This is a genomic window from Paraglaciecola polaris LMG 21857 (assembly GCF_000315055.1).
Classification (GTDB): Bacteria; Pseudomonadota; Gammaproteobacteria; order Enterobacterales; family Alteromonadaceae; genus Paraglaciecola; species Paraglaciecola polaris.
The window spans coordinates 1-24186 of record NZ_BAER01000014.1; the positions used below are offsets into that span (position 1 = coordinate 1).

General features: G+C 41.2%; 20 protein-coding genes. 12 read left to right on the forward strand and 8 right to left on the reverse strand.

The window, feature by feature from the left end:
• Positions 1 to 67: 67 nt before the first annotated feature.
• Positions 68 to 1519 carry a TrkH family potassium uptake protein gene (locus GPLA_RS01080; protein ID WP_007102944.1) on the reverse strand — a complete coding sequence of 484 codons (1452 nt, stop codon included), beginning with the start codon at positions 1517 to 1519 and terminating at the stop codon, positions 68 to 70.
• Positions 1520 to 2328: 809 nt separating this feature from the next.
• Here GPLA_RS01080 and polA point away from each other — a divergent pair.
• On the forward strand, positions 2329 to 5115 hold the full coding sequence (polA, locus tag GPLA_RS01085) for a DNA polymerase I (RefSeq protein WP_051997619.1): 2787 nt from the start codon (positions 2329 to 2331) through the stop codon (positions 5113 to 5115).
• Positions 5116 to 5443: 328 nt separating this feature from the next.
• Here the strand turns inward: polA and yihA are convergent, their stop codons facing one another.
• The gene (gene yihA / locus GPLA_RS01090) at positions 5444 to 6064 is read right to left on the reverse strand and encodes a ribosome biogenesis GTP-binding protein YihA/YsxC (protein ID WP_007102947.1); all 621 of its coding nucleotides are present in this window, start codon (positions 6062 to 6064) and stop codon (positions 5444 to 5446) included.
• A 207-nt stretch (positions 6065 to 6271) separates the two neighbouring features.
• On the opposite strand from yihA, the gene GPLA_RS01095 reads away from it, so the two are divergent.
• The 3 genes from GPLA_RS01095 (at position 6272) to GPLA_RS01105 (ending at position 8344) form a co-directional block, all read left to right on the forward strand.
• On the forward strand, positions 6272 to 6895 hold the full coding sequence (locus tag GPLA_RS01095; protein ID WP_007102948.1) for a c-type cytochrome: 624 nt from the start codon (positions 6272 to 6274) through the stop codon (positions 6893 to 6895).
• A 480-nt stretch (positions 6896 to 7375) separates the two neighbouring features.
• Positions 7376 to 7885 (forward strand): Der GTPase-activating protein YihI, encoded by a 510-nt coding sequence (gene yihI, locus GPLA_RS01100; protein WP_007102949.1) that lies wholly within the window; start codon positions 7376 to 7378, stop codon positions 7883 to 7885.
• A gap of 9 nt (positions 7886 to 7894) precedes the next feature.
• Positions 7895 to 8344 (forward strand): DUF2489 domain-containing protein, encoded by a 450-nt coding sequence (locus GPLA_RS01105; RefSeq protein ID WP_007102950.1) that lies wholly within the window; start codon positions 7895 to 7897, stop codon positions 8342 to 8344.
• Here GPLA_RS01105 and GPLA_RS01110 read toward each other — a convergent pair.
• On the reverse strand, positions 8341 to 8910 hold the full coding sequence (locus GPLA_RS01110; protein WP_007102951.1) for a DNA-3-methyladenine glycosylase I: 570 nt from the start codon (positions 8908 to 8910) through the stop codon (positions 8341 to 8343). The two genes, GPLA_RS01105 and GPLA_RS01110, sit on opposite strands and share 4 nt — an antisense overlap.
• A gap of 115 nt (positions 8911 to 9025) precedes the next feature.
• Here GPLA_RS01110 and glyQ point away from each other — a divergent pair, with 115 nt between their 5' ends.
• From glyQ to GPLA_RS01130, 4 genes are all read left to right on the forward strand, one after another.
• Complete coding sequence (gene glyQ, locus GPLA_RS01115; protein ID WP_007102952.1) at positions 9026 to 9931, forward strand: glycine--tRNA ligase subunit alpha; 906 nt, start codon at positions 9026 to 9028, stop codon at positions 9929 to 9931.
• Positions 9932 to 9934: 3 nt separating this feature from the next.
• Positions 9935 to 12010, forward strand: coding sequence for a glycine--tRNA ligase subunit beta (gene glyS / locus GPLA_RS01120; RefSeq protein ID WP_007102953.1), 2076 nt, complete (start codon positions 9935 to 9937; stop codon positions 12008 to 12010).
• Between the two features lie 43 nt (positions 12011 to 12053).
• Positions 12054 to 12494 (forward strand): hypothetical protein, encoded by a 441-nt coding sequence (locus tag GPLA_RS01125; RefSeq protein WP_007102954.1) that lies wholly within the window; start codon positions 12054 to 12056, stop codon positions 12492 to 12494.
• Between the two features lie 64 nt (positions 12495 to 12558).
• A complete protein-coding gene (locus GPLA_RS01130) occupies positions 12559 to 14169 on the forward strand; it encodes a sensor domain-containing diguanylate cyclase (protein WP_007102955.1) in 1611 nt (536 codons plus the stop codon).
• A 28-nt stretch (positions 14170 to 14197) separates the two neighbouring features.
• On the opposite strand, the gene GPLA_RS01135 is transcribed toward GPLA_RS01130, so the two are convergent.
• The 5 genes from GPLA_RS01135 to dnaA all read right to left on the reverse strand — a co-directional run bounded on the left by GPLA_RS01135 (position 14198) and on the right by dnaA (position 21180).
• Positions 14198 to 14902 carry an aspartate/glutamate racemase family protein gene (locus GPLA_RS01135; RefSeq protein WP_007102956.1) on the reverse strand — a complete coding sequence of 235 codons (705 nt, stop codon included), beginning with the start codon at positions 14900 to 14902 and terminating at the stop codon, positions 14198 to 14200.
• Positions 14903 to 15092: 190 nt separating this feature from the next.
• Positions 15093 to 17513 carry a DNA topoisomerase (ATP-hydrolyzing) subunit B gene (gene gyrB, locus GPLA_RS01140; RefSeq protein ID WP_007102957.1) on the reverse strand — a complete coding sequence of 807 codons (2421 nt, stop codon included), beginning with the start codon at positions 17511 to 17513 and terminating at the stop codon, positions 15093 to 15095.
• A gap of 4 nt (positions 17514 to 17517) precedes the next feature.
• Positions 17518 to 18609: a DNA replication/repair protein RecF gene (gene recF / locus GPLA_RS01145; RefSeq protein WP_007102958.1), complete on the reverse strand. Its 1092-nt coding sequence runs from the start codon at positions 18607 to 18609 to the stop codon at positions 17518 to 17520.
• A gap of 20 nt (positions 18610 to 18629) precedes the next feature.
• Positions 18630 to 19733, reverse strand: a complete 1104-nt coding sequence (gene dnaN / locus GPLA_RS01150; protein ID WP_007102959.1) for a DNA polymerase III subunit beta — start codon at positions 19731 to 19733, stop codon at positions 18630 to 18632.
• A 19-nt stretch (positions 19734 to 19752) separates the two neighbouring features.
• Positions 19753 to 21180 (reverse strand): chromosomal replication initiator protein DnaA, encoded by a 1428-nt coding sequence (gene dnaA, locus GPLA_RS01155; RefSeq protein WP_007102960.1) that lies wholly within the window; start codon positions 21178 to 21180, stop codon positions 19753 to 19755.
• A gap of 510 nt (positions 21181 to 21690) precedes the next feature.
• Between dnaA and rpmH the strand changes: the two genes are divergently transcribed.
• The 4 genes from rpmH (at position 21691) to yidC (ending at position 24154) form a co-directional block, all read left to right on the forward strand.
• Entirely contained in the window at positions 21691 to 21825 is a 135-nt protein-coding gene (rpmH, locus tag GPLA_RS01160; RefSeq protein WP_006994903.1) for a 50S ribosomal protein L34, read from the forward strand.
• A 9-nt stretch (positions 21826 to 21834) separates the two neighbouring features.
• On the forward strand, positions 21835 to 22197 hold the full coding sequence (gene rnpA / locus GPLA_RS01165; RefSeq protein WP_040513724.1) for a ribonuclease P protein component: 363 nt from the start codon (positions 21835 to 21837) through the stop codon (positions 22195 to 22197).
• Complete coding sequence (yidD, locus tag GPLA_RS23030) at positions 22158 to 22412, forward strand: membrane protein insertion efficiency factor YidD (protein WP_083881967.1); 255 nt, start codon at positions 22158 to 22160, stop codon at positions 22410 to 22412. Before rnpA ends, yidD begins: the two co-directional genes overlap by 40 nt.
• A gap of 110 nt (positions 22413 to 22522) precedes the next feature.
• On the forward strand, positions 22523 to 24154 hold the full coding sequence (yidC, locus tag GPLA_RS01170; RefSeq protein ID WP_007102963.1) for a membrane protein insertase YidC: 1632 nt from the start codon (positions 22523 to 22525) through the stop codon (positions 24152 to 24154).
• Positions 24155 to 24186: the final 32 nt, after the last annotated feature.

Consider the following 24186-nt stretch of genomic DNA (forward strand, 5'->3'; position numbering starts at 1 on the left):
GGGAGTATATTAAACTAAATCTGTTGGATAGAAGACGATTGGATGGTTATGCTGACAAAATGTAAACCTAGCTGCGCCAGAATGTCGGTGAAAATAACACCAGCAATGAAAATACCTCTAATCGACCAAATAGCATCGCCAATATCAATAACCACTTCCCTACATCAGATACATCAGCAAACGAGCCTGATACCGTACCTAAGCCGGGGCCCAAGTTATTTAGCGTTGCAGCAGTTGCGGTAAAGGCGGAGACATCATCCATCCCTGTGGCAATCAAACAGACCATAATGACAACAAAGATCATCGCATAAGCCGAAAAGAATCCCCATACGGCTTCAACGACCTTATCAGGTACGGCGCGATCCCCGAGTTTGACGGTATAAACAGCCTTAGGATGAATCAATCGATCGACTTCACGCTTACCTTGCAAATAGAGTAACAGTACGCGCACCACCTTCAAACCACCACCAGTAGAACCTGCGCATCCGCCGATAAAGCTCGAAAAAATCAGCATAATGGGCAAAAATGCCGGCCAATGGGAGAAATCAGTCGTGGCAAAACCAGCCGTGGTGCTAAATGAAACAGATTGTACCAAGGCCTGATCTAGGGCAATACCTGCATTATCAAACCAATTAAATTTCATTAATATAAAAAAATACACAGCGACCAACACGAATTGGATCAAGAAAAAAGCACGGAGTTCAGGATCATAAAAGTAACCCATCAAGGTTCTGCCACTCGCTGCGGCATAATGCAGTGCAAAATTTAAAGCGGCAATCCATAAAAAAACCACACAAACGATGTTTATCCAAGGACTATCGAAGTAGCCAATACTTGCATCGTAATTAGAAAATCCACCTATCGCCACTGTCGAAAACGCATGGCATAGGGCATCAAACCAGTTCATTCCTGCCAGCCAATAAGCCACACCACAGCAAATTGTCAGCGTTAAATAGATGTACCACAGGTGCTTGGCGGTATCTGCTATACGCGGCGTCATTTTAGAGTCTTTAACCGGGCCAGGCGTCTCAGCCCGATACAACTGCATTCCTCCCACACCTAAAATGGGCAATATGGCGACGGCTAAAACAATGATCCCCATCCCTCCGAGCCATTGCAATTGCTGCCGATAAAATTGAACCGCCTTAGGCAGATAGTCGATCCCTTGGATCACGGTGGCGCCAGTGGTTGTTAAACCTGAAAAAGCTTCAAAAAATGCATCAGAGACTGACATTTCAGGTTGTTCAAGCAAGAGCAGCGGTAACGCACCAAAACTCGCCAATACAGTCCAAAATAAAACGACAATCAGAAAACCCTCTTTCGCGCGCAGATCTTTCCGATGAAGGCGATTGGGATACCAGAACAACAAACCGGTCACTAAACACAATAAAAAAGCGAGGAAAAAGGGAAGACCGCTGCCATCGTTGAAATACAAAGAAATGATAGCTGGAGGGATCATGGTCACACTAAACAGCGCAACAAGTAAGCCTAATATCCGAGTGATCGTTCGGTATTGCATAGCTTAATTTTTACCGACTAAATTACGCAACCTAATACGCTTTAAAAATACCAACATTAGTAATCGTTCTTTCTTAAATTTATTATTTACCAAGATGTGTAAGTTGATTGTCCGCCCCAACAAAATCAAAAGCAATACACAAAGCTGAATAATAGTACAAACAGGCTTTTATTAGCGCAGGCAATAACTTAGCCTTGCTAGCTAGGGTGCGTTAACCTTTATCGAAATAGCGATATTCCGTGAGAGGAAATTGAATGCATAAATTTTTAACCTAAAAGAATAAAAACAGATAAATGCCTAGCTAAAAAAACAAAAGTTTAACAAATTCTGATTAGCTAATCCCCCTTAAAAACCTCATATATATCGTAAAATGCAAAAAGAAATGCAGTAAATGTAAAATAAATGTAATCGCACACCTCCCTATCCCTTATCAATTCTGTCTTATGCTTTTCAACAGATAAATTGTATTATTTTCACACAAAAATAGTTTAACATTTCACCTTCCCTCTCTGGTAATTTGCGTGTAAAGTCACCTCCCCTTTTGGATAGCCCTAAATAATTATTAAATATGTTATCCACATTGGAAATTCCCTCTTAGTAATCGAAATTTATTTATAGTATTTAAATTCACCCCAATAAAATCAAGGGCTGTGGATCGATGAATAGATCCTGTATGATCGGCGCGCACCCAACCTAGAATTTTATTCAACAGAGTTATCCACAAATTGATCCGATCTCTGCGTAGATGAAAATGTCGGTGTGTGGCATCCTTTACGCGTTTATATAAATCCTGAGACCTAAAATATCCTATGAGCAATTCACAACCCTCTCCTATGCCCGTAATTCCGAACAATCCGTTTATCTTAGTTGACGGATCTTCATATTTATTTCGTGCATTTCACGGCATGCCACCCCTAACGAATTCCAAGGGTCAGGATACTGGCGCGGTCTATGGTGTGATTAACATGCTTCGTAGTTTGATTAAGCAGTTTAATCCTACTCACATAGCTGTCGTATTCGATGCCAAAGGAAAAACATTTCGTGATGAAATATATAGTGAGTACAAAGCTAATCGCCCTTCTATGCCTGAAGAACTTCGAAGCCAGATAGAACCACTACACAAGATCATAAAAGCCATGGGTTTACCGATCATCGTTGAATCAGGCGTTGAAGCCGATGATGTGATCGGCACATTAGCAGACCAAGCAAGTAAGTTAGGGATCCCGACCTTGATCAGCACGGGTGATAAAGACATGGCTCAGCTAGTAAACGAGCACGTCACCTTAATCAATACTATGAATAACCATGTGATGGATCCACAAGGCGTTGTCGAAAAGTTTGGTATTCCCCCAGAATTGGTCATCGACTTTCTCGCTCTTAAAGGAGACAAGGTCGATAACATACCAGGCGTTCCTGGTGTAGGTGATAAAAGTGCGTTGGGTTTATTGCAAGGCATCGGTAACATAGACGAGATTTATAAAAATCTAGAAAAAATAGCGCAGCTTGATTTCCGTGGTGCTAAGAAAATGGCTGACAAAATGCGCGAGTACGAGGAGCAAGCGCGACTTTCTTACACCTTAGCCACCATTAAGTTAGACGTAAAAATGGACTGTAGCCCTATCGACTTAAAACCGGTTGATCCTGATTACAGTGTCCTGCAAGAGTTATTCACTGAAATGGAGTTTAAACGTTGGTTAAAGGATGCCACCGATGCATTAAACACTGGCCAACAAACCAACCAATCGGCCTCAACGAAAGCTGAGACTATTGACAAACCCGCACCTGAACTAAATTACCAAACCATATTAACGCAAGAAGCACTCGAGCATTGGTTAACAAAGCTTAACGCCGCGAAGCTTTTTGCCTTTGATACAGAAACAACCAGTTTGAATTATATGCAAGCAGAATTAGTCGGTATGTCTTTTTGTATCGAAGAAGGCGAAGCGGCTTATCTTCCTTTATCTCACGACTATGTTGACGCTCCCGAACAACTAGATCGCAAGGACGTTTTAGCATTGTTCAAACCATTACTCGAAGACGCAAGCAAAGCCAAAGTAGGCCAACATCTAAAATACGATAAAAATGTGCTAGCCAACTATGACATTCATCTTCAGGGTATCGCCTACGATACAATGCTAGAGTCATATGTGCTTAATAGCGTCGGCACTCGCCACGATATGGATAGCTTGGCACAACATTATTTAGGTTTAACCACTATTCACTTTGAAGACATTGCGGGTAAAGGTGCGAAGCAACTGACCTTCAATCAAATCCCACTTGAGCAAGCAGCACCTTATGCCGCTGAAGATGCGGACATTACACTGCGACTACATAATCATATTTGGCAAAAATTATCTTTAGAACCAAAGCTCGCAGCTGTCCTTACTGACATTGAAGTACCATTAGCATCGGTATTAGCCAAAATGGAACAATTTGGTGTATTAATCGATAGTCAAAAATTAAGTCAACAGAGCCAAGACCTCGCAGCCCGAATAATGCAGTTGGAAGCGGAAGTGCAGGAAATGGCTGGCGAAGAGTTTAACTTAGGTTCAACCAAGCAATTACAAGAAATACTGTTTAAAAAATTAGACTTACCAGTATTGAAAAAAACGCCAAAGGGCGCTCCATCAACATCTGAAGAAGTACTTCAAGAGTTAGCACTTACATACCCACTGCCGAAGTTATTAATGGAATATAGGGTGTTGAGCAAGTTAAAAAACACTTATACCGACAAGCTGCCTAAGATGATAAATGAGCGCACAGGACGTGTTCATACATCTTATCATCAGGCGATCACAGCAACGGGCCGATTATCTTCTACCGATCCTAACTTGCAAAACATTCCGATCCGATCAGAACAAGGCCGACGTGTACGCCAAGCCTTTATTGCCCGCCCAGGTTATAAAGTTGTCGCAGCAGATTATTCTCAAATTGAGCTGCGTATTATGGCTCACCTTTCACAAGACCAAGGCTTACTCACAGCATTCTCTGAAGGAAAAGATATTCACAGCGCAACTGCAGCCGAAGTCTTTAATGTGCCATTAGCGCAAGTAACAACCGAGCAAAGACGCAATGCCAAAGCGATTAACTTTGGCTTGATTTACGGCATGTCGGCGTTCGGTTTAGCGAAACAGCTCAACGTACCCCGCCATGACGCTCAGCACTATATGGATATGTATTTCGAGCGCTACCCGGGTGTCCTTAAATATATGGAGGATTCACGGCTGGTTGCCAAAGATCAGGGTTATGTATCTACCGTATTTGGTCGACGCCTTTATTTACCGGATATAAACGCCAGTAATGGTTTGCGCCGTAAAGGAGCCGAGCGCGCAGCGATCAATGCACCGATGCAAGGAACAGCAGCGGACATCATCAAAAAAGCCATGTTAAAAGTCGATGCGTGGATAGACTCGTTGCCCTATGATCAAACGAGAATGATCATGCAGGTGCACGATGAACTTATTTTTGAAATAAAAGAACAAAATCTTATCGAGCATAAGGATATAATCGTTGATTTGATGGAAAACGCGGTAAAATTAGACGTTCCCTTGATCGTTGAAGCTGGAATTGGCGAGAATTGGGACCAAGCTCACTAGGATAACGCCCGTTCACGATAATTAATAAGCGCTTTATGTAATTTAATTACAGAAAGCGGTTGGCATTTTAATGAACTTTGCATAGTATCTGTGCTGTAGGGTACAGAGGTATGTATTTTCAGACCTTTGCTTCGACCCCAGCAATTTGCTGGGGTTTTTTTATGTCAGAAAAATATCCATAGACGTTTTTATCAATAAACGCCCGCTTCCAGCCTTCTGAAACTATTTTCCATCGCGGTGAACTAATGTGAACGGATACACTCTGAATTATTGTGTGTGTTCTAGATGTTTAAAACCTTGTCCTTCGACAAGGTTTTTTTTTGCTTATTTATTCTTGCTCTGGCACATCTCGTTGGGCGTAACCAAACCACTGATCCAATACTCGCTCACAATTATCTAACCCCAAACCATTTAATGACGAAAACAAATGGATAGTCACATCACCACAAAACGCTAATGATGCTTCTCTGGCCATTAATAATTGTGCTTTGCGTTTACCCGATTTGAGTTTATCTGCTTTTGTTAGTAAGCCCAAAACTGGCAATTCTGCTGCGACTGCCCACTGAATCAATTCTTGATCCAAATCTTTAAAAGGGTGGCGTATATCCATTAATACCACTAACCCTTTCAAGCTATCGCGCTTCTGCAAATATTCGCCGAGTGATTTTTGCCATTTGAGTTTAATCGCCATAGGTACTTTTGCGTACCCATAACCAGGCAAATCAATAAGGCGTCGCTGCTCGTCCAAATCAAACACATTAATTAACTGAGTTCGTCCAGGTGTTTTACTTGTGCGCGCTAAGCTTTTTTGACGCGTCAAGCGATTAAGCGCACTCGACTTCCCCGCATTAGAACGACCAGCAAAGGCAACCTCAATTCCTTCATCTGCACATAAATGACTGATATCCGGTGCACTCAAATTAAACTTAGCTTGGCTATAATGGCTCACACATACTCCTACTGACAAAACGATTTTTGGTATTACCTTTATTGATGAGTCCATTATATCAGGTAAATTCAAATCGAAAGTGGTTGTTATGTCGTATAATATTGCCCTTATCCTATGGAATATATTTTACTGGCGCTGTAAATGTGTAAAATACACAGTTACTATTCTGATAATGGTCAATTAATCAGCAGCTTAATGAGAAAGAATATGAAAATAATGGTTTTGTTAGTTAGCGTTTTTTTAGGTTTATCTGCTAGTGCGTTGGCAGCAGGTGATGTTGAAGCAGGCAAAGCAAAGTCTGTTGCGTGTGGGGCTTGTCATGGTGCTGATGGTAATAGCATGATTGATATGAATCCCAAATTAGCGGGTCAACACGCAGGCTACCTCGTTAAGCAATTAAAAGAATTTAAACTCGCCGCACAGACTGGTGGTGAAGAAGGTCGTAACAATGCCGTGATGAATGGTATGGCTGCCGCGTTGTCAGAACAAGACATGCAAGATATAGCCGCATACTTTACAAGCCAAACAGCAAAAGAAGGTGAAGCACCTGAAGATGTAATCGAACAAGGCGGAAAACTATATAGAGGTGGTGATTTAGAGCGTGGTATTACGGCATGTACTGCATGTCACGGTCCTCGTGGTAACGGTACCAGCCTCTCAGGTTTCCCTGATATCAGCGGTCAACATACAACCTATTTGAAAGCGCAGCTAGAAGCGTTCAGGTCTGGACAACGCGCGAATTCACATAATGGTATGATGGAAGATATTGCGAAGCGTTTAACTGACCAAGATATTGATATTTTATCAAAATATATTGCAGGTCTTTATTAACCTTCTTTTCAACGACCCTTTTGGGTCGTTTTCTGTAATTGTAGGTGAATGTTTACAATGTATTAACGCAACACTATGTAAATGAGTTGTAAACCATTAGTTATCGTGTATTCTCTGACGCAGAAAAACAATAAGGACTGCAAACAAACCGTTTGCTCATGGAAGATAATTAGCAAGCAGTGCTAAAACTTTAAACCTTTGGTGAAAAGGCATGGACGATAATAATAAAGTGTCAGGAAGACCTAAAACTATATTATGTTTTCGTTAAAATTAATAAAAAGAGAAAACATGAAGGACCACCACTAACTGTTCAGGATGAACGACTGTCGGGATTCGTGTCTAAGGACACATCTATGATATGAAGGGCGATAGCTTAGCTATCGCCCTTTTTCTTATCTAAATTTCACTCCGTGCCTCGTGAACCATATTTAACCAGTCTGTTTTAGGGTAAAATCCGCGCAAATATAGTGGAGGTTATTTATGCCTAGAAAAAAGAAGTCTCGAAAAATTGGTCAAATCGGCACACCTTTAGCGCCGAAAGCAAAACGTAAGCCGGCAGCAACTGCCCCAAAACGAAATAAGAAAACTTTGGGGAAGCCCTCTGGAACTCGAAATAACCCAGAGCAAACCAGTACTTCGAATAAACAAGGAAAGAGTATTAAAGATCCTAGGATTGGCAGCAAGAAACCCATTCCTTTGATCATCGATGATGCACCCAAGGTTAAAACGGCTAAGCCTAAGTTCTTCTCTCCTGCTCAGGAACTTGAGAGCATTGAGCAGAATGAGCGCTTTGGACTACTACTTGAAAAACTTGATGCAGACGAGTCACTGAGTAAAGAAGAGCGTATCTTCGTCAACAAGTTGACAGCTAGGCACCAAGAGTTGTGTGATTTGCTTGGTATAGCCAATGAAGACGATTCAGCCGCAGATCCGTCAGAAGATGATCTATATGCTCAATTCGAGTCTATTGATATCAACAAGTTTAAATAAGTTTTTAAAATGAGTTCTATTGCTATTTCATTTATCGTCATTGCACTGTTTATCATTGCAGGTTTAGCCTTCTACGCGGGCAAACTTTTATTCATGCTGAACAAGCAAAATAAAAAAATGACGCAAACGAAACAACAAAGAGTTTCACGGCTAATGGAGAGTATTCATACGATCGCCATGGCTGTGGAGCAGCAGCAGTGTAATTTGTCTGAGGGATGCATTCGTTTATATCACTTACACGAGAGTTTACCGATCGACAATAAGCCGGATTATGCTTCTCAATATCCAGGCCTGTATACGTTATATACGAAGGTGAGTAACTTGCCTACACATGAGGCAAGAAACAAGCTTACGACGCTTGATCGAAAAACTCAGGACAACGCTAGGGAAACGGCCGAAACGGAACTTGAAAGCCAAATACTGCGCGACGTTGTAAAACTACAATCTTTTACGCCTTAGGCGTTTTGGTTTACATAACAAAAGCAATCAACGGTATGGTCGTTCACTAATCCGACGGCCTGCATGAATGCATAACAAATGGTACTGCCGACAAAGGAAAATCCGCGTTTTTTCAGCGCTTTTGCCATTGCTTCTGATGCAGCTGATGTTGTCGGTACCTGATGTTTCCCCTCCCAGGCATTCACTATTGGTTGGCCGTTTACAAACGACCAAATAAAATCAGCGAAATCGATCCCTTCACGCTCTAGCGCAAGAAAACCTTTGGCGTTCTTAATAATAGAATTAATTTTTAACCTATTACGCACAATCCCTTTGTCGTGCATCAACCGCTCGACATCTTGTTCTGTCATGGCACTGATATGCTGGGGGTTAAAATTATGAAACGCTTGATAGTAGTTATCTTGCTTCTTTAAAATCGTTAACCAGCTTAAGCCTGCTTGCTGACCGTCGAGGCACAATTTTGCAAAAAGCTCCTGTTTATCGCGCACAGGACGGCCCCAAACATGATCGTGATAATCTTGATAAATAGGATCCTGAGAAACCCAGGCGCAGCGAGTATGTTGCATTTTTCGTCCTTTTAAGTGTCATTGCTCATTAATATGGCTATTTAACCTACATTGATCGATACACAGCAGGTATACTGTCCGGCGTTTTTTCGAATTATTTTTGTGGCAGCAATTAATGAATAAGTTTGATAGTAAAACCTTCCAAGGACTGATTTTATCACTCCAAGACTACTGGGCAAGACAAGGATGCGTGATCATTCAACCTCTGGATATGGAAGTTGGTGCAGGTACCTTTCACCCTATGACGTTTTTACGCTCTATTGGTCCTGAGCCAATAAGCAGCGCCTACGTGCAACCTTGTCGTCGTCCAACAGATGGGCGCTATGGTGAAAACCCGAATAGATTGCAGCATTATTATCAGTTTCAAGTCATGCTTAAGCCATCTCCCAGCAACATCCAAGAACTTTATTTAGGTTCGCTGAAAGAACTAGGCTTCGATCCTTTGGTACACGATATCCGTTTCGTTGAAGACAATTGGGAATCTCCTACGCTTGGCGCTTGGGGACTCGGTTGGGAAGTATGGTTAAACGGTATGGAAGTCACCCAGTTTACCTATTTCCAGCAAGTAGGCGGAATTGAATGCTCTCCCGTCACCGGCGAAATTACCTATGGGTTAGAGCGCTTAGCTATGTACATTCAAGGTGTAGACAGCATTTACGATCTGGTTTGGACCGACGGCCCCCTAGGCAAAGTGACGTATGGCGATGTATTCCATCAAAATGAGGTTGAACAGTCGACTTACAATTTTGAATATGCCGATGTAGACGCCCTATTCGGTACGTTTGACCACTGCGAGAAAGAAAGCCAAAAAATGATTGAAGCTGGGTTGCCGCTTCCTGCTTATGAACAAGTAATGAAGGCATCCCATGCGTTTAACCTGCTAGATGCCCGCCACGCCATCTCAGTGACAGAACGCCAACGCTATATATTGCGTGTACGTGCGTTATCAAAAGCCTGTGCAGAGGCCTATTATCAAGCGCGAGAAAAGCTTGGATTCCCTATGTGTAAAAAGGAGGCTTGATTCATGCGTTACGAAAATCTATTAGTTGAAATTGGTACCGAAGAATTACCACCAAAAGCCTTAAGCAAATTGGCACAAGCATTTGCTGATAACGTACAAGCGGCACTGGATGATGCAGAACTTAAATACACTTCAGTAAAGTGGTTTGCCTCCCCTCGTCGCCTAGCGGTTAATGTCATTGGGCTTGCGCAGCAGCAAGAAGACAAATCAATTGAAAAGAAAGGCCCTGCCGTTTCTGTTGCTTTTGATGACACTGGCCAAGCGACCAAAGCGGCCCAAGGCTGGGCTCGGTCAAACGGTATCACAGTGGAGCAAGCTGAACGCTTAACCACTGAAAAAGGTGAGTGGCTTTTATTTAAAGGTGAAGTCAAAGGCGAACAAGCCGCCACACTTATACCTGCGATGATTGAAGGGGCCCTTAAAAAGCTACCTATTCCTAAACCTATGCGCTGGGGAAGTAGCCCAATTCAGTTTATCCGTCCTGTGCATACGGTATGCATGCTATTTGGCGAAGAAATTGTTAATGGAAATATACTTGGTATTGCGTCAGATCGAGTTATCTACGGTCATCGCTTCCATGGTGAGAAACAGTTTAACCTTACCCATGCAGATAACTATTTAGAACAGTTGGAAGCGCATTATGTATTAGCTGACTTTGCTGCGCGTAAGGCTAAAATCAAACAACAAGTCACAACAACGGCAGAGCAAGAAAATGCATTGGCTGATATGAGCGATGCCCTGCTGGATGAAGTTACCGCCCTAGTTGAATGGCCTGTGGTATTGACTGCAAGTTTTGATGAATCTTTCTTAGCCGTGCCCAAAGAAGCATTAATCTATACCATGAAAGACGATCAAAAATACTTCCCTTTGCTGGATAAAGACGGTCAACTCAAATCACGCTTTGTATTTGTCACCAACATCGAAAGCAAAGATGCTTATCAAATAATCAGTGGTAACGAGAAAGTTATTCGCCCCCGTTTGGCGGATGCCGAGTTTTTCTTTAATACAGATAAAAAGAACACACTTGAGTCACGATTAGAAAGCTTGAAAACCGTACTGTTTCAAAAGCAGTTAGGTACGCTTTACGAAAAGTCGCTACGTATATCTGAACTAGCTGGAAACATCGCGTCCATGCTCGGGAGTGATACAACACTCGCCGCTCGAGCGGGTTTGTTATCAAAGACCGATCTTATGACGAATATGGTTATGGAGTTTCCTGATGTTCAAGGTGTTATGGGCATGCATTACGCTAAGTTTGATGGGGAACATAACGAAGTTGCTTTAGCACAAAACGAGCAATATATGCCTCGTTTCGCAGGTGACCAGTTACCCACTTCTCATATCAGTTGTGCCGTAGCCCTAGCGGATAAAATCGATTCGCTTGTGGGCATATTTGGAATAGGACAGGTTCCTAAAGGGGATAAAGATCCTTTTGCTCTTAGGCGCGCTGCCATTGGGGTTTTACGTATTATTGTCGAAATGAAACTACCGCTAGATCTGACGGATTTAGTACGCAGTTCCATCTCATTATTCGGCGATAAACTAACCCAACCTGAAGATTTAGAAACAAAAGTTGTGGATTTTATTTTAGGTCGTTTTAGAGCTTGGTATCAGGAGCAAGGTATTGACGTCGACGTCATTCAGGCAGTTGCGGCAAGGCGCCCTACCAAGCCGGCGGATTTTGCTGCGCGAATTGAAGCCGTATCTGGTTTCAAAAGTCTTGCTTCAGGCCTTGCCCTTGCTTCTGCTAACAAACGCGTAGCCAATATTTTAGCCAAAAATAAGGTAACGGATACCGCAGCTATTGAGCCATCGTTATTTGAAAACGAACATGAAAAAGGCTTGGCTGAAGCGTTAGAAAGTATTGAAGAGAGCGTGAGTGTATTCGTTAACGATGCCAACTATCAGGGAGTATTTGCAGAACTCGCCACATTACACGTCAAAGTAGATAATTTCTTCGACAACGTGATGGTAATGGCCGAAGATGAAAGGATAAGAAACAATCGGCTTGCCTTGTTGTCGAAGTTGAGAATGCTATTCTTACTCGTTGCTGATATTTCGATTTTAAATCAGCAGTAGTAGTAAGACCTAACTGAATACGTGTGTTTTAGGTAACTATTTTATGACCAAACTTAAACAATTCTATGGCGCCTGTGCAATCTCTCTCCTCAGCGGTTGTGCCAGCTATACCGTAGAGCCCTATAAAGATATACAGCAACTGCCTGATATGTATTTGAGGGGCGTGTTCACCTGGTGGGAAGCCGACCCCCAGTATCAGCTTACGCTCAAAGGCGGTAGCACCTATGCTACCGCGATTGAATTAATTGCTGATGGTCAACCCTATGACTTTAAGTTCGCAGACAAAAACTGGACACCAGGTTCAAGTTGCGGTTATAAAAATCGATTCCGCGATCAAAATATCACGTTGGGTGAAACAACCTATGCCGATTGTAATACTACAGACGAAAACTTTAAGTTTGTACCTAAGGAAACCGGCTTGTACGAATTCTCCATCAATTTTTCAAATATAGATAAGCCAATAGTTAAAGTATCCAAATTGTGAACTGAAATATTTATTCATAAATATCAATTAGTTAATTTATGAAAGCAGATGGTGACCTCATATTTTGATAAAAATAACCGGTAAAATTTATATTAAAGTTGCTTTAGCTATCGTTATTGGTGCAATCGGCACCTCGTTAGTTACCTCTGTATTTCTATATTTTAATGCCGTTAGTAGCGAACAAAGCAAAGCCCAAGCCCTAATTGAGCAAGTAGCTGCGACTATTCGAAGCACAGCTTCAATTGCATTGTATGTGCAAGACAAAGAACTCGCTCAGGAAATTGTCCAAGGACTTGTGATTAATGATCTTATTGCCGGTGCCGAACTGTCTGACCCCTTAAGTTTAGACGTGAGTTATGGTGATCTTTCTGATGATAAAGGCTTAGTGAAGACCCAAATACAGCATCCGTTCATTCCTAATCAATACATCGGCCAGTTACTGATCCATCCTAACCGTCACTACATACAAAGTATCGCCCAACAGAATGCGATAAACGATGCACTTTTATTACTCCTTTATTCCGCTATCGCGGCTCTGTTCGTTTCTGTGTTGATCCATAAACTTCTTACTCAGCCCATACAAAACTTAACCGCTAGCTTCCTAAAAATAGATCCGCGCAATACCGAGACAATGCGCACATTAATTCATAAAAAGAATGATGAAATTGGTCAACTCGTTCAAGGTATAAACGATCTCATGGGTGAGTTGAAAATCACCCTAGAAAACGAAACGGATTTACGCATAAAAACCCAAGCCTTAGAGAGCAAATTTAGACTTATATTCGAGCAAGCAAGCGCCGGGATCTGCCTAATAGACGCTGATAATATGATTACCGCTGCAAATCCGGCATTCAACAATATTCAACCAAATTGGTTAAACGGCATCGCTTTCACTTACTTATTTGAAAATCCCGATCAACTAGCAAGCTTACTTATTAGGATCCGTAATGAAGAATCGGTCAACCACCTGTCAATCGATCTAAAGTGTAAATCACAGCTCGGCGAAGCTAAAAGGTGGGTACATTGCTTATTTTCTCGGGTAACTAATCAACGTTCCCAAGCTCGCCCACCGTCGCCGGTTGATTCGGAAGGAAGCCTTATTGAAGTCATAATGTACGATGTGACAGTACGAGCGGAGAAAGAACAAAAAACGCGATTCCAAGCAGATCATGATGCACTTACTCATCTAAAAAATAGACGTGCGGGCGAAAGTGAAATCGAAAATTTATTGCAGACAGTAAATTTGCTAGATATGGGTTTAGTATTATTTATGATCGATCTAGATAAATTTAAGCCCGTTAATGATACTCACGGTCATGATGCTGGAGATCGTGTTCTTATTGAAGTCGGTAAACGCTTACAGACAGTATTTGCCGGTAGAGATGAGCTTTGCAGTCGATGGGGTGGTGACGAGTTTGTTGCTGCTTACGTGGTAAATGAAGTCAATATTAATGAAATCCAAACGCTCGCTCAATCTACTCTAGATAGCCTACGTCACCCTATCGAAATATCTGATGGAATATGCTGTTCAATTGGCGGCAGCATAGGTGTAGTGATAGCTCCCATTCACGCTAATAACACCAAAGATTTACTCGCTTGTGCGGATAAAACCATGTATCGAGTAAAAGAAAATGGACGTGACCATTTTGAAATATACGATCCAAGTTGGAAATAGATACCAATGTTTTGTTCCGTCAACGGTATTATAGATTAGCACTACGTAGCGCCATCTTTACCGCAGCTTTGGCGTGTATTTCAGTGGTATCATATAAAGTAACATCAGTTTGACCTTGCTTAACCAATAACGATATTTCGGTGCAGCCTAAAACAACGCCATCACAACCATCCTCTGCTAATTTGCCAATAATACGTAAATATCGCTCTCTAGAGTCTTCTTTGATTATCCCCTGACACAACTCTTGGTAGATCACCCTATGCACAAAAGCTCTATCCTTTTCATTCGGAGTGACAACGTCAATGCCAAACTTTTCACTTATTCGCCTTCGGTAAAAGTCTTGCTCCATGGTAAACGCCGTTCCCAGTAAACCGACTCGTTTGACATTATCCGCTAATAACCTTTCGGCAGTAGCGTCTGCAATATGTAAAATAGGTATAGAGATAGACTGAGAGATTTCATCAATCACTTTGTGCATGGTGTTAGTACAGATAACTAAAAAATCAGCCCCAGCTTTTTCGGTACTCTTGGCTGCCAGAGCTAATACTAGCCCCAAATCATGCCAGTTTTCTTCTTGCTGCAGCGCGGCTATATATTGGAAGTCTACACTGTTTAACACAATTTTTGCGCTGCGAAGACCTCCTAGCGTGCTATTAACCTCGCTATTTATATGTTGATAATAGTGAACCGTTGACTGCCAACTCATCCCTCCCAGCAGGCCAATTGTTTTCATATATGTATCCTTTATTTGGTTAACGTGCCACTAATTGACACCATAATCTGTTATTTAGCATAGAACCAGTTACCACCATTATCCCTATACCACCTTACTGATTACATCGCTTCTTAACTCACTTAACAAAAAACCCGCTATAAAGCGGGTTTTAGGATTACGAAAGAAGACACTAGGTATCCTAGCCTAGCTACACGTCAAGGTTAGCAACTCTTAGTGCGTTTTCTTCAATAAACGCACGCCTTGGTTCAACATGGTCGCCCATAAGTGTGGTAAATAGCTGGTCAGCTGCAATGGCATCTTCTACTTTCACTTGAAGCATGCGACGAGAGCCTGGGTCCATTGTGGTTTCCCAAAGTTGACTCGGGTTCATTTCGCCCAATCCTTTATATCGCTGAATGTACTGACCTTTTTTAGATTCAGCCATTAGCCATTCAAGTCCCTCGGCGAACGACGTAATGGGTTTAACTTTATCATTACGTTTAACGTAGCCACCCTCTTCTATTAATCCATTAATAGATTCATTAAGCTCACGTAGACGAGTATATTCAATCGATTCAATAAACTCTTGGTCTATTTTGTACTCAGTATCAATACCATGTAAGCGTATGATAAGCGCGATATACCAGTTTTTACGTTCATTGTTTACTCTGACTTCATAGCGATAAGTAGCGCCATCAATTTCATTCCGGGTAAGACTGTCGGTATAACTCTTAGCAACTATTTCGAGTTTACTATCGTCTTGCAAATCCGATAAATCAATCACTTTACTGTAGATAAGACTCGATAGAATAACTTCAGGCATAACACGACTCATGCGTTTAATCATTTTCATACAGTTTTGATATTGATTAACCAGTTTTTCAAGACTAGCGCCATTAAGCCCAGGAGCGTCTTCGTTAACGTGAATTGATGCATTATCTAGTGCAATAGCGGTTAGATACTTAGTCAACGAATCATCGTCTTTTAGGTACTGCTCTTGTTTACCTTTCTTTGTTTTATATAAAGGAGGTTGAGCGATATAGATATAACCTCGTTCAATAATTTCAGGCATTTGACGATAAAAGAAGGTAAGTAATAAGGTACGAATATGCGAGCCGTCAACATCAGCATCGGTCATTATAATAATACGATGATAACGTAACTTCTCAGGATCATATTCATCACGTCCAATACCACAGCCAAGTGCAGTTATCAGAGTAGCCACTTCTTGAGAGGATAACATTTTGTCAAAGCGAGCTTTTTCAACGTTAAGTATTTTACCTTTAAGCGGTAAAATAGCCTGATTCTTACGGTTCCGTCCCTGCTTGGCTGAACCGCCAGCAGAGTCCCCTTCCACTATATATAACTCAGATAACGAGGGATCTTTTTCTTGGCAATCAGCTAACTTACCCGGTAAGCCTGCAAGGTCCAGCGCACCTTTTCTTCGTGTCATGTCACGCGCTTTACGTGCAGCTTCTCGCGCTCTAGCAGCATCGATAATCTTACCTATGATTATTTTACTGGCAGCTGGATTTTCCAAAAGAAATTCATTTAACTTCTCACCCATAACAGTTTCTACCGCAGGGCGTACTTCTGACGAAACTAACTTATCTTTTGTTTGAGATGAGAACTTAGGATCTGGTACTTTTACAGACACAACCGCTGTTAATCCTTCTCGTGCATCATCCCCACTAGCGCTTGTTTTGTTTTTCTTATTATGACCTTCTTTTTCCATGAAAGTATTAAGCGTGCGAGTTAAAGCACCGCGGAAACCCGCTAAGTGACTGCCACCATCGCGCTGAGGTATATTATTAGTAAAGCAGTAAACATTTTCCTGGAATGAATCATTCCATTGTAGAGCTACTTCAACAGATATACCGTCATCACGTTCACTATTAAAGTGAAAAACCTGTTGATGTACTGGTGTTTTATTTTGATTCAAATATTCGACAAATGCCTTAATACCACCTTCGTATTTAAAGTGATCTCGCTTTCCGTCGCGCTCATCTTCTAAAATGATGCTCACTCCTGAGTTTAGAAATGACAGCTCCCGAAGACGTTTGGCTAAAATATCGTAGTGAAACGTTACACCGTTAAAGGTACCTTCACTGGGCCAAAAGCGAATACTTGTTCCGGTCGTATCAGACTCGCCAATAACTTCTAGCGGTTTTTGTGGTACCCCATGTCGATACTCTTGTTCGTGTACTTCGCCGGCTCTACGGATCAATATCTGAAGTTTGTGAGATAACGCATTTACAACGGATACACCAACACCATGTAGACCACCAGATACCTTATAAGAATTATCATCGAATTTACCGCCAGCGTGGAGGACTGTCATAATAACTTCGGCCGCAGAAACGCCTTCTTCTTCGTGGATTTCTGTGGGTATTCCTCGACCATCATCTTTGACAGAAACTGAACCATCGGTATGTATTTTTACGTTTATGTTGGTACAGTGCCCAGCTAACGCTTCATCAATTGAGTTATCTACCACTTCAAAGACCATGTGATGTAGCCCTGTACCATCGTCGGTATCGCCGATGTACATTCCAGGTCGCTTACGTACCGCATCTAGTCCTTTTAATACTTTAATACTCGACGAATCGTACTTATGCTCTTCTGCCATTTGATTAAATCTCCTCTCTCACCTGGCCATGTTCCACGTGAAACATTTTTTTATTTTGGTATTTATCTATAAATTCTAGCTGATGCTTTTCAATCGCAGTGACGAAAAGTTGAGTGTTAGATTCAAGAAGCTTATCAATAAACACTTCTCGTTTTGCTGCGTCTAACTCAGCCCCAACATCATCTAGTAAGAAAATACAGGTCTTTTCGGTGTAAGACATCAAACACTGTGTAGTCGCTAGTTGTAAAGCCGCTACAAGCATTCTAAGCTGTCCTCGAGACAAAACCTCATGTGCAGGCTTGCCGTCTATTTTAAATCTTATGTCGGCCTTATGAGGACCAACACTAATGAAACCATTTTTATAATCACGATCGGCTGACTTTTCTAGCGCTTCACTGATACTAAGGCCTTTTTCCCATCCCCTATAATACGAGATTTCCACGTAAAACTCAGGTAAAAAATGCGTTAGATTAGAAGTAATTAGCGGTATCAAACGAGACATCATTTGAATTCTGAACTCAGTCAACTCATTAGCGAACTTTGCTAACATTTCTGACCAGTATCTACGCTGGGGATCCGCATATCCTGCCTGATGTTTTCGGCACAGTGCATTATTATGTTTTAATAACTTAGCGTAACTATTCGAGCAAATTAGGAATGAATGTTCCACGTGGAACAAACACCAATCCAAATACTTACGGCGTAACTTCGGTGCACCAAGAAGAATGTCAGAACTCTGTGGCGTGAAAATTTGAACAGGAAGCTTACTCGCCAACTCAGAAATTTTATTACTTTTAAGACCGTTAATACTCACATTAACGCTATCATCTATATGACGCGATAACCCCAATCTGTAATTACTATCCTGTTCGGTACACTCACAAAAAACAGTAAAAGATTCCGCTTGGTTTTGAATAACGTGTTTGTGCTTGGACGTTCGAAAAGAGCGGCCGAAGCCGAGGTAATGGACAGCCTCCAAAATAGAAGACTTTCCACTACCATTTATTCCGATAATAAAGTTAACGCTATGACTTGGTTTTAGTATAACGTTTTGCAGATTTCGCAGGTTGCGTATCTGGACCGTGTCCAGTTTCATAATAGGATCAACAAATAACGCTACAGTCTCATTGGCATTATAACGTACAGTGCAGAATCATCGGATCCATCTTCAATTAATGCACTACTATTAGAATCAGCCAGGGTAAATTTCACTTCTTCAGCACTTAACGCGTTGAGTACATCAATCAGATAAGCGACGTTAAACCCAATTTCCAAATCCCCACCCTGATAGTCAACATCTACAATTTCCACGGCCTCTTCTTGCTCTGGATTGTTAGCGGTGATTTTCAACTCGCCGGATGATAGGTTTAAACGTACGCCTTTAAATTTTTCATTAGATAATATTGAGGCTCTAGAGAACGCATTTTTAAGTCCAAGTTTGCTGGCCACGATATTTTTATCACCGTCTTTAGGTAATACTCGACGGTAATCAGGGAAGCGCCCATCGACCAACTTACTGGTAAAAATAAAATCATTCGAAAATATACGGATATGGTTAGAGCCAACCTGTACTTTTAAAGATTTGTCATTGTCTTCGATTAACCGAATAATCTCCATAACGCCCTTACGGGGGATAATAACTTGACGGTTCGGCAACGTGGCTTCAGTATAATTTAAGCGACATAGAGCAAGTCTATGACCGTCAGTTGCCACCGTGCGGATAACATTATCTTCGGTTTCTAACGACATGCCGTTTAAATAATATCGAACATCTTGTTGTGCCATAGAGAAATGTACACTATCAATCAAGCGCTTAAGATTCGATTGAGAAATTTCAAACTCAAGTTCACCCTGCCAATCTTCTAGATTTGGATAATCATTAGCGGATAAGGTGGATAAACTATATTTGCTCCGTCCACAGCGCAAGATTGCTTTGTTACCATCAAGCTGAAAACTAATTTCACTGCCGTCGGTTAAACCACGGATGATATCTAAAAGCTTCTTAGCCGGTACCGTAATTTCACCTTCCTCAAAGTCACCGGTAAGCGTGACATTAGAAATTAACTCAACTTCCAAATCTGTACCTGTTAACCACAATGCGTTTTCGCTTACCTTAATCAATACATTAGAAAGAATCGGTAACGTATGTCTGCGTTCCACAGCGCCAGAAACTAACTGTAACGGCTGTAAGAAGTTTTCCCTGCTTATGCTGAATTTCATCTAAATTCTCGTAACTTTTTTATGAGGATAAGGTGCGAATTAAATTTTGATAGTCTTCTTTTATATCATGACTTTCTTCTCTAAGCTGCACAATTTTCCGACACGCGTGCAACACAGTCGTATGATCTCGGCCGCCGAACGCATCACCTATCTCAGGCAAACTATGATTAGTTAGCTCTTTAGACAATGCCATAGCCATTTGCCGAGGCCGAGCAACACTTCGGCTTCTGCGTTTAGATAATATGTCTGCCATTTTGATCTTGTAATACTCTGCCACCGTTTTTTGGATGTTGTCGATGGTAACGAGCTTCTCCTGTAGCGCTAATAAATCACGCAAAGCCTCTCGAACAAAATCGATGGTGATCGGACGCCCAGTAAAATTAGCGTTTGCAATAACGCGGTTTAATGCGCCTTCGAGTTCTCGTACATTAGAGCGAAGCCGTTTGGCAATAAAAAAGGCCACCTCATCGGGCAATACGATTTTATTTTCTAACGCTTTTCGCATCAAAATTGCTACACGAGTTTCAAGTTCCGGTGGTTCGATTGCAATTGTTAACCCCCAACCAAAACGAGATTTCAATCTATCTTCCACCCCGTCAATTTCTTTTGGATATCGATCAGAGGTAAGAATGATTTGCTGATTACCCTCTAACAAAGCGTTGAAAGTATGAAAAAATTCTTCTTGGGAACGATCTTTATTGGCGAAAAACTGAATATCATCAATAAGCAGTGCATCGACTGAACGATAATAACGCTTGAATTCTTCAATAGCGTTATTTTGTAGAGCCTTTACCATGTCTTGTACAAAACGCTCGGAATGCATATACACCACGGTTGCATCTTTCTTATTATCTATGATGCCATTACCCACAGCGTGCAACAGGTGTGTTTTGCCTAAACCAGTGCCTCCGTATATAAATAACGGATTATAAGCTTTACCAGGATTATCAGATACTTGCCTTGATGCCGCCCGAGCAAGTTGATTGGACTTACCTTCAACGAAATTATCAAACTTATAGTTAAAATTGATGTTACTTTTATGAGAAGCAGCTATTTTAAGATTTGGTATCGGAGCACTATTGTCCGCCTGTGAATTACTGCGGGCAGTTTGATGTTTTTGCAATGAGCGAATACTGTTTTCAACCGCAGAAGATTGCACTGTGCTAGGTGTGGAATTAAACGACTGTCCTATTGGTTGCGTAGCTGCAGCAGACTTCACTTCAATTCTTAATTGAGGAACGGAGTCATTGGAGCAAAACTCAACAAACAGTGCTTCAATTTGCGCTATATATTTATCGCGCACCCAATCGAGTACAAACCTATTAGGTGCAAAAAGGGTAACTGAGGCATTCTCTTCATTAGCAATTAATGGTCTTATCCACATACTAAACTGCTGAGTCGGCAAATCTTGCTGAAGCCTTTCAAGGCAACGATTCCATAAAGACATTAAAAAACTACTCCGAGCCAACAGTAGAAAGGAAAAATCACGTCCAATTTTAACAAAGAAGAAATAGATTACAGAAAAAAACTGGGCTGTTTAACGATTAAATATTCAACACAAATGGTTAAATCAGGCTGAATTATCCCTTTAAACTGTGCATAAGTAAATATGGTATTTATTTATTTATATTCGATCTAAAAACAAAATAGTAAGCTATTGATAAATATGTATATTTTTAAAAAATATAAAATTAACTTTCTTAATAACAAAACTAAGAAAATCAATAATCAGGCCAGTTTGAGATAAATAAAACATAAAATAATTATCTATTGTGGATAACTAGGCTATGTAGCAACTAGTTACCCAAACGAGGCTAAATTATGTTAAAGATCATTAATTACACAATGATCTTGATAACCGATTGACAAATGATGAGCAGATCAATAGAATTCAGCGTCCTTTTTGAGCATGTAAGTGCTCATTTGTTTTTAACCTTATGTAGCGGATAACTAGGTCATGAAAAGAACTTTTCAACCAAGTAACTTAAAGCGTAAGCGTTCACACGGTTTTCGTGCCCGTATGGCGACTAAAAATGGCCGCAAGGTTATTGCCAATCGTCGTGCTAAAGGCCGTGCGCGTTTAACAGCTTAATCATTTAAAGTGGGTGAAAATACTTTTTCTCGGGAGTTAAGACTATTGACTCCCACCCACTTTGAATTTGTTTTTAAAAATGCCACTCCTGCCGTATCCCCAAATTTAACTTTACTTGCCCGACATAATGACCGTCTTAATCCAAGACTGGGCATTACAATTGCTAAAAAACGCGTTAAGAAAGCCCATGATCGCAATCGAATTAAACGTATAGTGCGTGAAAGTTTTCGCAATCATCAGCAAAGCTTACCTAACATTGATATAGTAGTGGTCGGTAAAAGTGGGCTCGACAAGCTCTCAAATCAGGAACTATTCCTAGTTTTAAGTAAGTTATGGAAAAAGTTAGCCAAGCGCTGCGAAAAATCCCAATAGGTTTGATTAGACTATACCAGCTATGGCTTTCACCAATGCTGGGGCCAAACTGTCGTTTTCATCCGACCTGCTCTTACTATGCAATTGAAGCAATAAAACAACATGGGATGTTAATTGGTGGTTGGTTAAGCATCAAACGCATATTAAAATGTCATCCGCTGCATTCTGGTGGAATCGATCTTGTGCCCGAAAAGAAGAAGCAAAACAAGCACTGAAATATTAGAATTTGCCCATATAACCAGTACGGATAAATTCACAATTGTATGAAGGTCGTCGCCTCGGCAATACGACTTAAATTAATAATGTAGTTAATATAGAGTATTTTATGGAATCCCAACGCAGCTTTTTATTAATTGGCCTTGCCATGGTCAGCTTTCTTTTATGGCAACAATGGCAAGTAGACTATGGTCCTCAACCTGCCCAGCCAGTAGAAAGTCAACAAACAGTGGGCAGCGATGCTCCAAACAGCAATGGCGATGTACCTATTGCTACGCCAACAAATAAAAGTGCGTTACCGACTCAAAGCGTTGTTGGTAAGGTCATATCTGTGACTACTGATACGTTGCAACTGAGCATTAATACCGTAGGTGGTGATGTTATTTCAGCAAACTTGCTTAAATACCCACTTGAGCAAGGTTCACAGGGCACCTATAGCTTACTGCGCCCTAGCGGCCCGACGATTTTTGTGGCTCAAAGTGGATTGGTCGGTACCAATGGAATAGATAAAGGCTCACGTCCTACTTATTCTGTAGGCCAAGACAATTTCGTTATGGAAGGTGACTCGCTCACAGTACCTATAACGTATACAGCTAAATCCGGTTTACGCGTGACTAAAGAATTTATATTCAGTAAAAACAGTCACGAAGTGAAAGTAAATTATCATGTTGAGAACACCTCTTCAGATGTAAAAAGCGTGAAACAGTTCGGACAGTTAAAACAGAGCACCGTGGATCAAGGCGGAAGCATGTTTATGCCAACTTATCGTGGTGGTGCATTCTCTACTGAAGACGAGCGTTACGAGAAGTACTCCTTTGATGACATGCAAGACAAAAACTTAAATCAATCCACTCCTGCTGGTTGGGCAGCAATGATTGAGCACTACTTTGTTTCTGCCTGGGTACCACCACAAGATCAGATCAACTCTCTCTATAGTAAAATGACTCAAAACGGTAACGCGATTATCGGTTTTATTGGTCAACCTGTAGATATCGAATCAGGCCAAAGTGTTGATATTCAAAGCTCGCTTTACCTTGGCCCTAAAGACCAAGATACCTTAGAAAAAATCGCGCGCGGCTTAGATTTAACAGTTGATTACGGATTTCTGTGGTGGATATCTAAATATCTCTTCGCCTTCTTGCAGTTCATTCACAGCTTAATTGGTAATTGGGGTTTCTCGATAATCCTTATCACTATTGTCGTTAAAGGCGCTATGTATCCACTAACGAAAGCACAGTATGAATCAATGGCAAAAATGCGTGCTCTGAAACCGAAAATGGACGCGTTGAAAGAACGTTATGGCGACGACAAGCAGAAGATGCAGCAAGCCATGATGGAAATGTACAAGAAAGATAAAGTGAACCCTATGGGTGGTTGCTTCCCTCTTCTTTTACAAATGCCTATCTTTTTAGCCTTATATTGGGTGTTGTTAGAAAGTGTTGAATTACGTCACGCTGACTTCATTTTCTGGATCACTGATTTGTCCGTTAAAGACCCCTACTTCGTATTGCCTATTTTAACAGGCATAAGTATGTTTTTATTGCAAAAATTACAACCAATGACCATGACGGATCCGATGCAACAGAAGATCATGCAGTTCATGCCAGTTGCTATGAGTCTGTTCTTTTTCATATTCCCAGCAGGTCTTGTTCTTTATTGGTTAATCAGTAACATCATAACCTTGGTGCAAGCGAAAATAATTTACGCATCCATGGAAAAACGTGGTTTAAAAACAAAGTAAGTATTCACTAATATATTGCCCGCCTCTTATTC

Coding starts and splice junctions, on each gene's coding strand:
- GPLA_RS01080 (WP_007102944.1), bottom strand. CDS start 1,519: ATGCAATACCGAACGATCACTCGGATATTAGGCTTACTTGTTGCGCTG.
- polA (WP_051997619.1), top strand. CDS start 2,329: ATGAGCAATTCACAACCCTCTCCTATGCCCGTAATTCCGAACAATCCG.
- GPLA_RS01095 (WP_007102948.1), top strand. CDS start 6,272: ATGAAAATAATGGTTTTGTTAGTTAGCGTTTTTTTAGGTTTATCTGCT.
- yihI (WP_007102949.1), top strand. CDS start 7,376: ATGCCTAGAAAAAAGAAGTCTCGAAAAATTGGTCAAATCGGCACACCT.
- GPLA_RS01105 (WP_007102950.1), top strand. CDS start 7,895: ATGAGTTCTATTGCTATTTCATTTATCGTCATTGCACTGTTTATCATT.
- GPLA_RS01110 (WP_007102951.1), bottom strand. CDS start 8,910: ATGCAACATACTCGCTGCGCCTGGGTTTCTCAGGATCCTATTTATCAA.
- glyQ (WP_007102952.1), top strand. CDS start 9,026: ATGAATAAGTTTGATAGTAAAACCTTCCAAGGACTGATTTTATCACTC.
- glyS (WP_007102953.1), top strand. CDS start 9,935: ATGCGTTACGAAAATCTATTAGTTGAAATTGGTACCGAAGAATTACCA.
- GPLA_RS01125 (WP_007102954.1), top strand. CDS start 12,054: ATGACCAAACTTAAACAATTCTATGGCGCCTGTGCAATCTCTCTCCTC.
- GPLA_RS01135 (WP_007102956.1), bottom strand. CDS start 14,902: ATGAAAACAATTGGCCTGCTGGGAGGGATGAGTTGGCAGTCAACGGTT.
- gyrB (WP_007102957.1), bottom strand. CDS start 17,513: ATGGCAGAAGAGCATAAGTACGATTCGTCGAGTATTAAAGTATTAAAA.
- recF (WP_007102958.1), bottom strand. CDS start 18,609: ATGAAACTGGACACGGTCCAGATACGCAACCTGCGAAATCTGCAAAAC.
- dnaN (WP_007102959.1), bottom strand. CDS start 19,733: ATGAAATTCAGCATAAGCAGGGAAAACTTCTTACAGCCGTTACAGTTA.
- dnaA (WP_007102960.1), bottom strand. CDS start 21,180: ATGTCTTTATGGAATCGTTGCCTTGAAAGGCTTCAGCAAGATTTGCCG.
- rpmH (WP_006994903.1), top strand. CDS start 21,691: ATGAAAAGAACTTTTCAACCAAGTAACTTAAAGCGTAAGCGTTCACAC.
- yidD (WP_083881967.1), top strand. CDS start 22,158: ATGGAAAAAGTTAGCCAAGCGCTGCGAAAAATCCCAATAGGTTTGATT.
- yidC (WP_007102963.1), top strand. CDS start 22,523: ATGGAATCCCAACGCAGCTTTTTATTAATTGGCCTTGCCATGGTCAGC.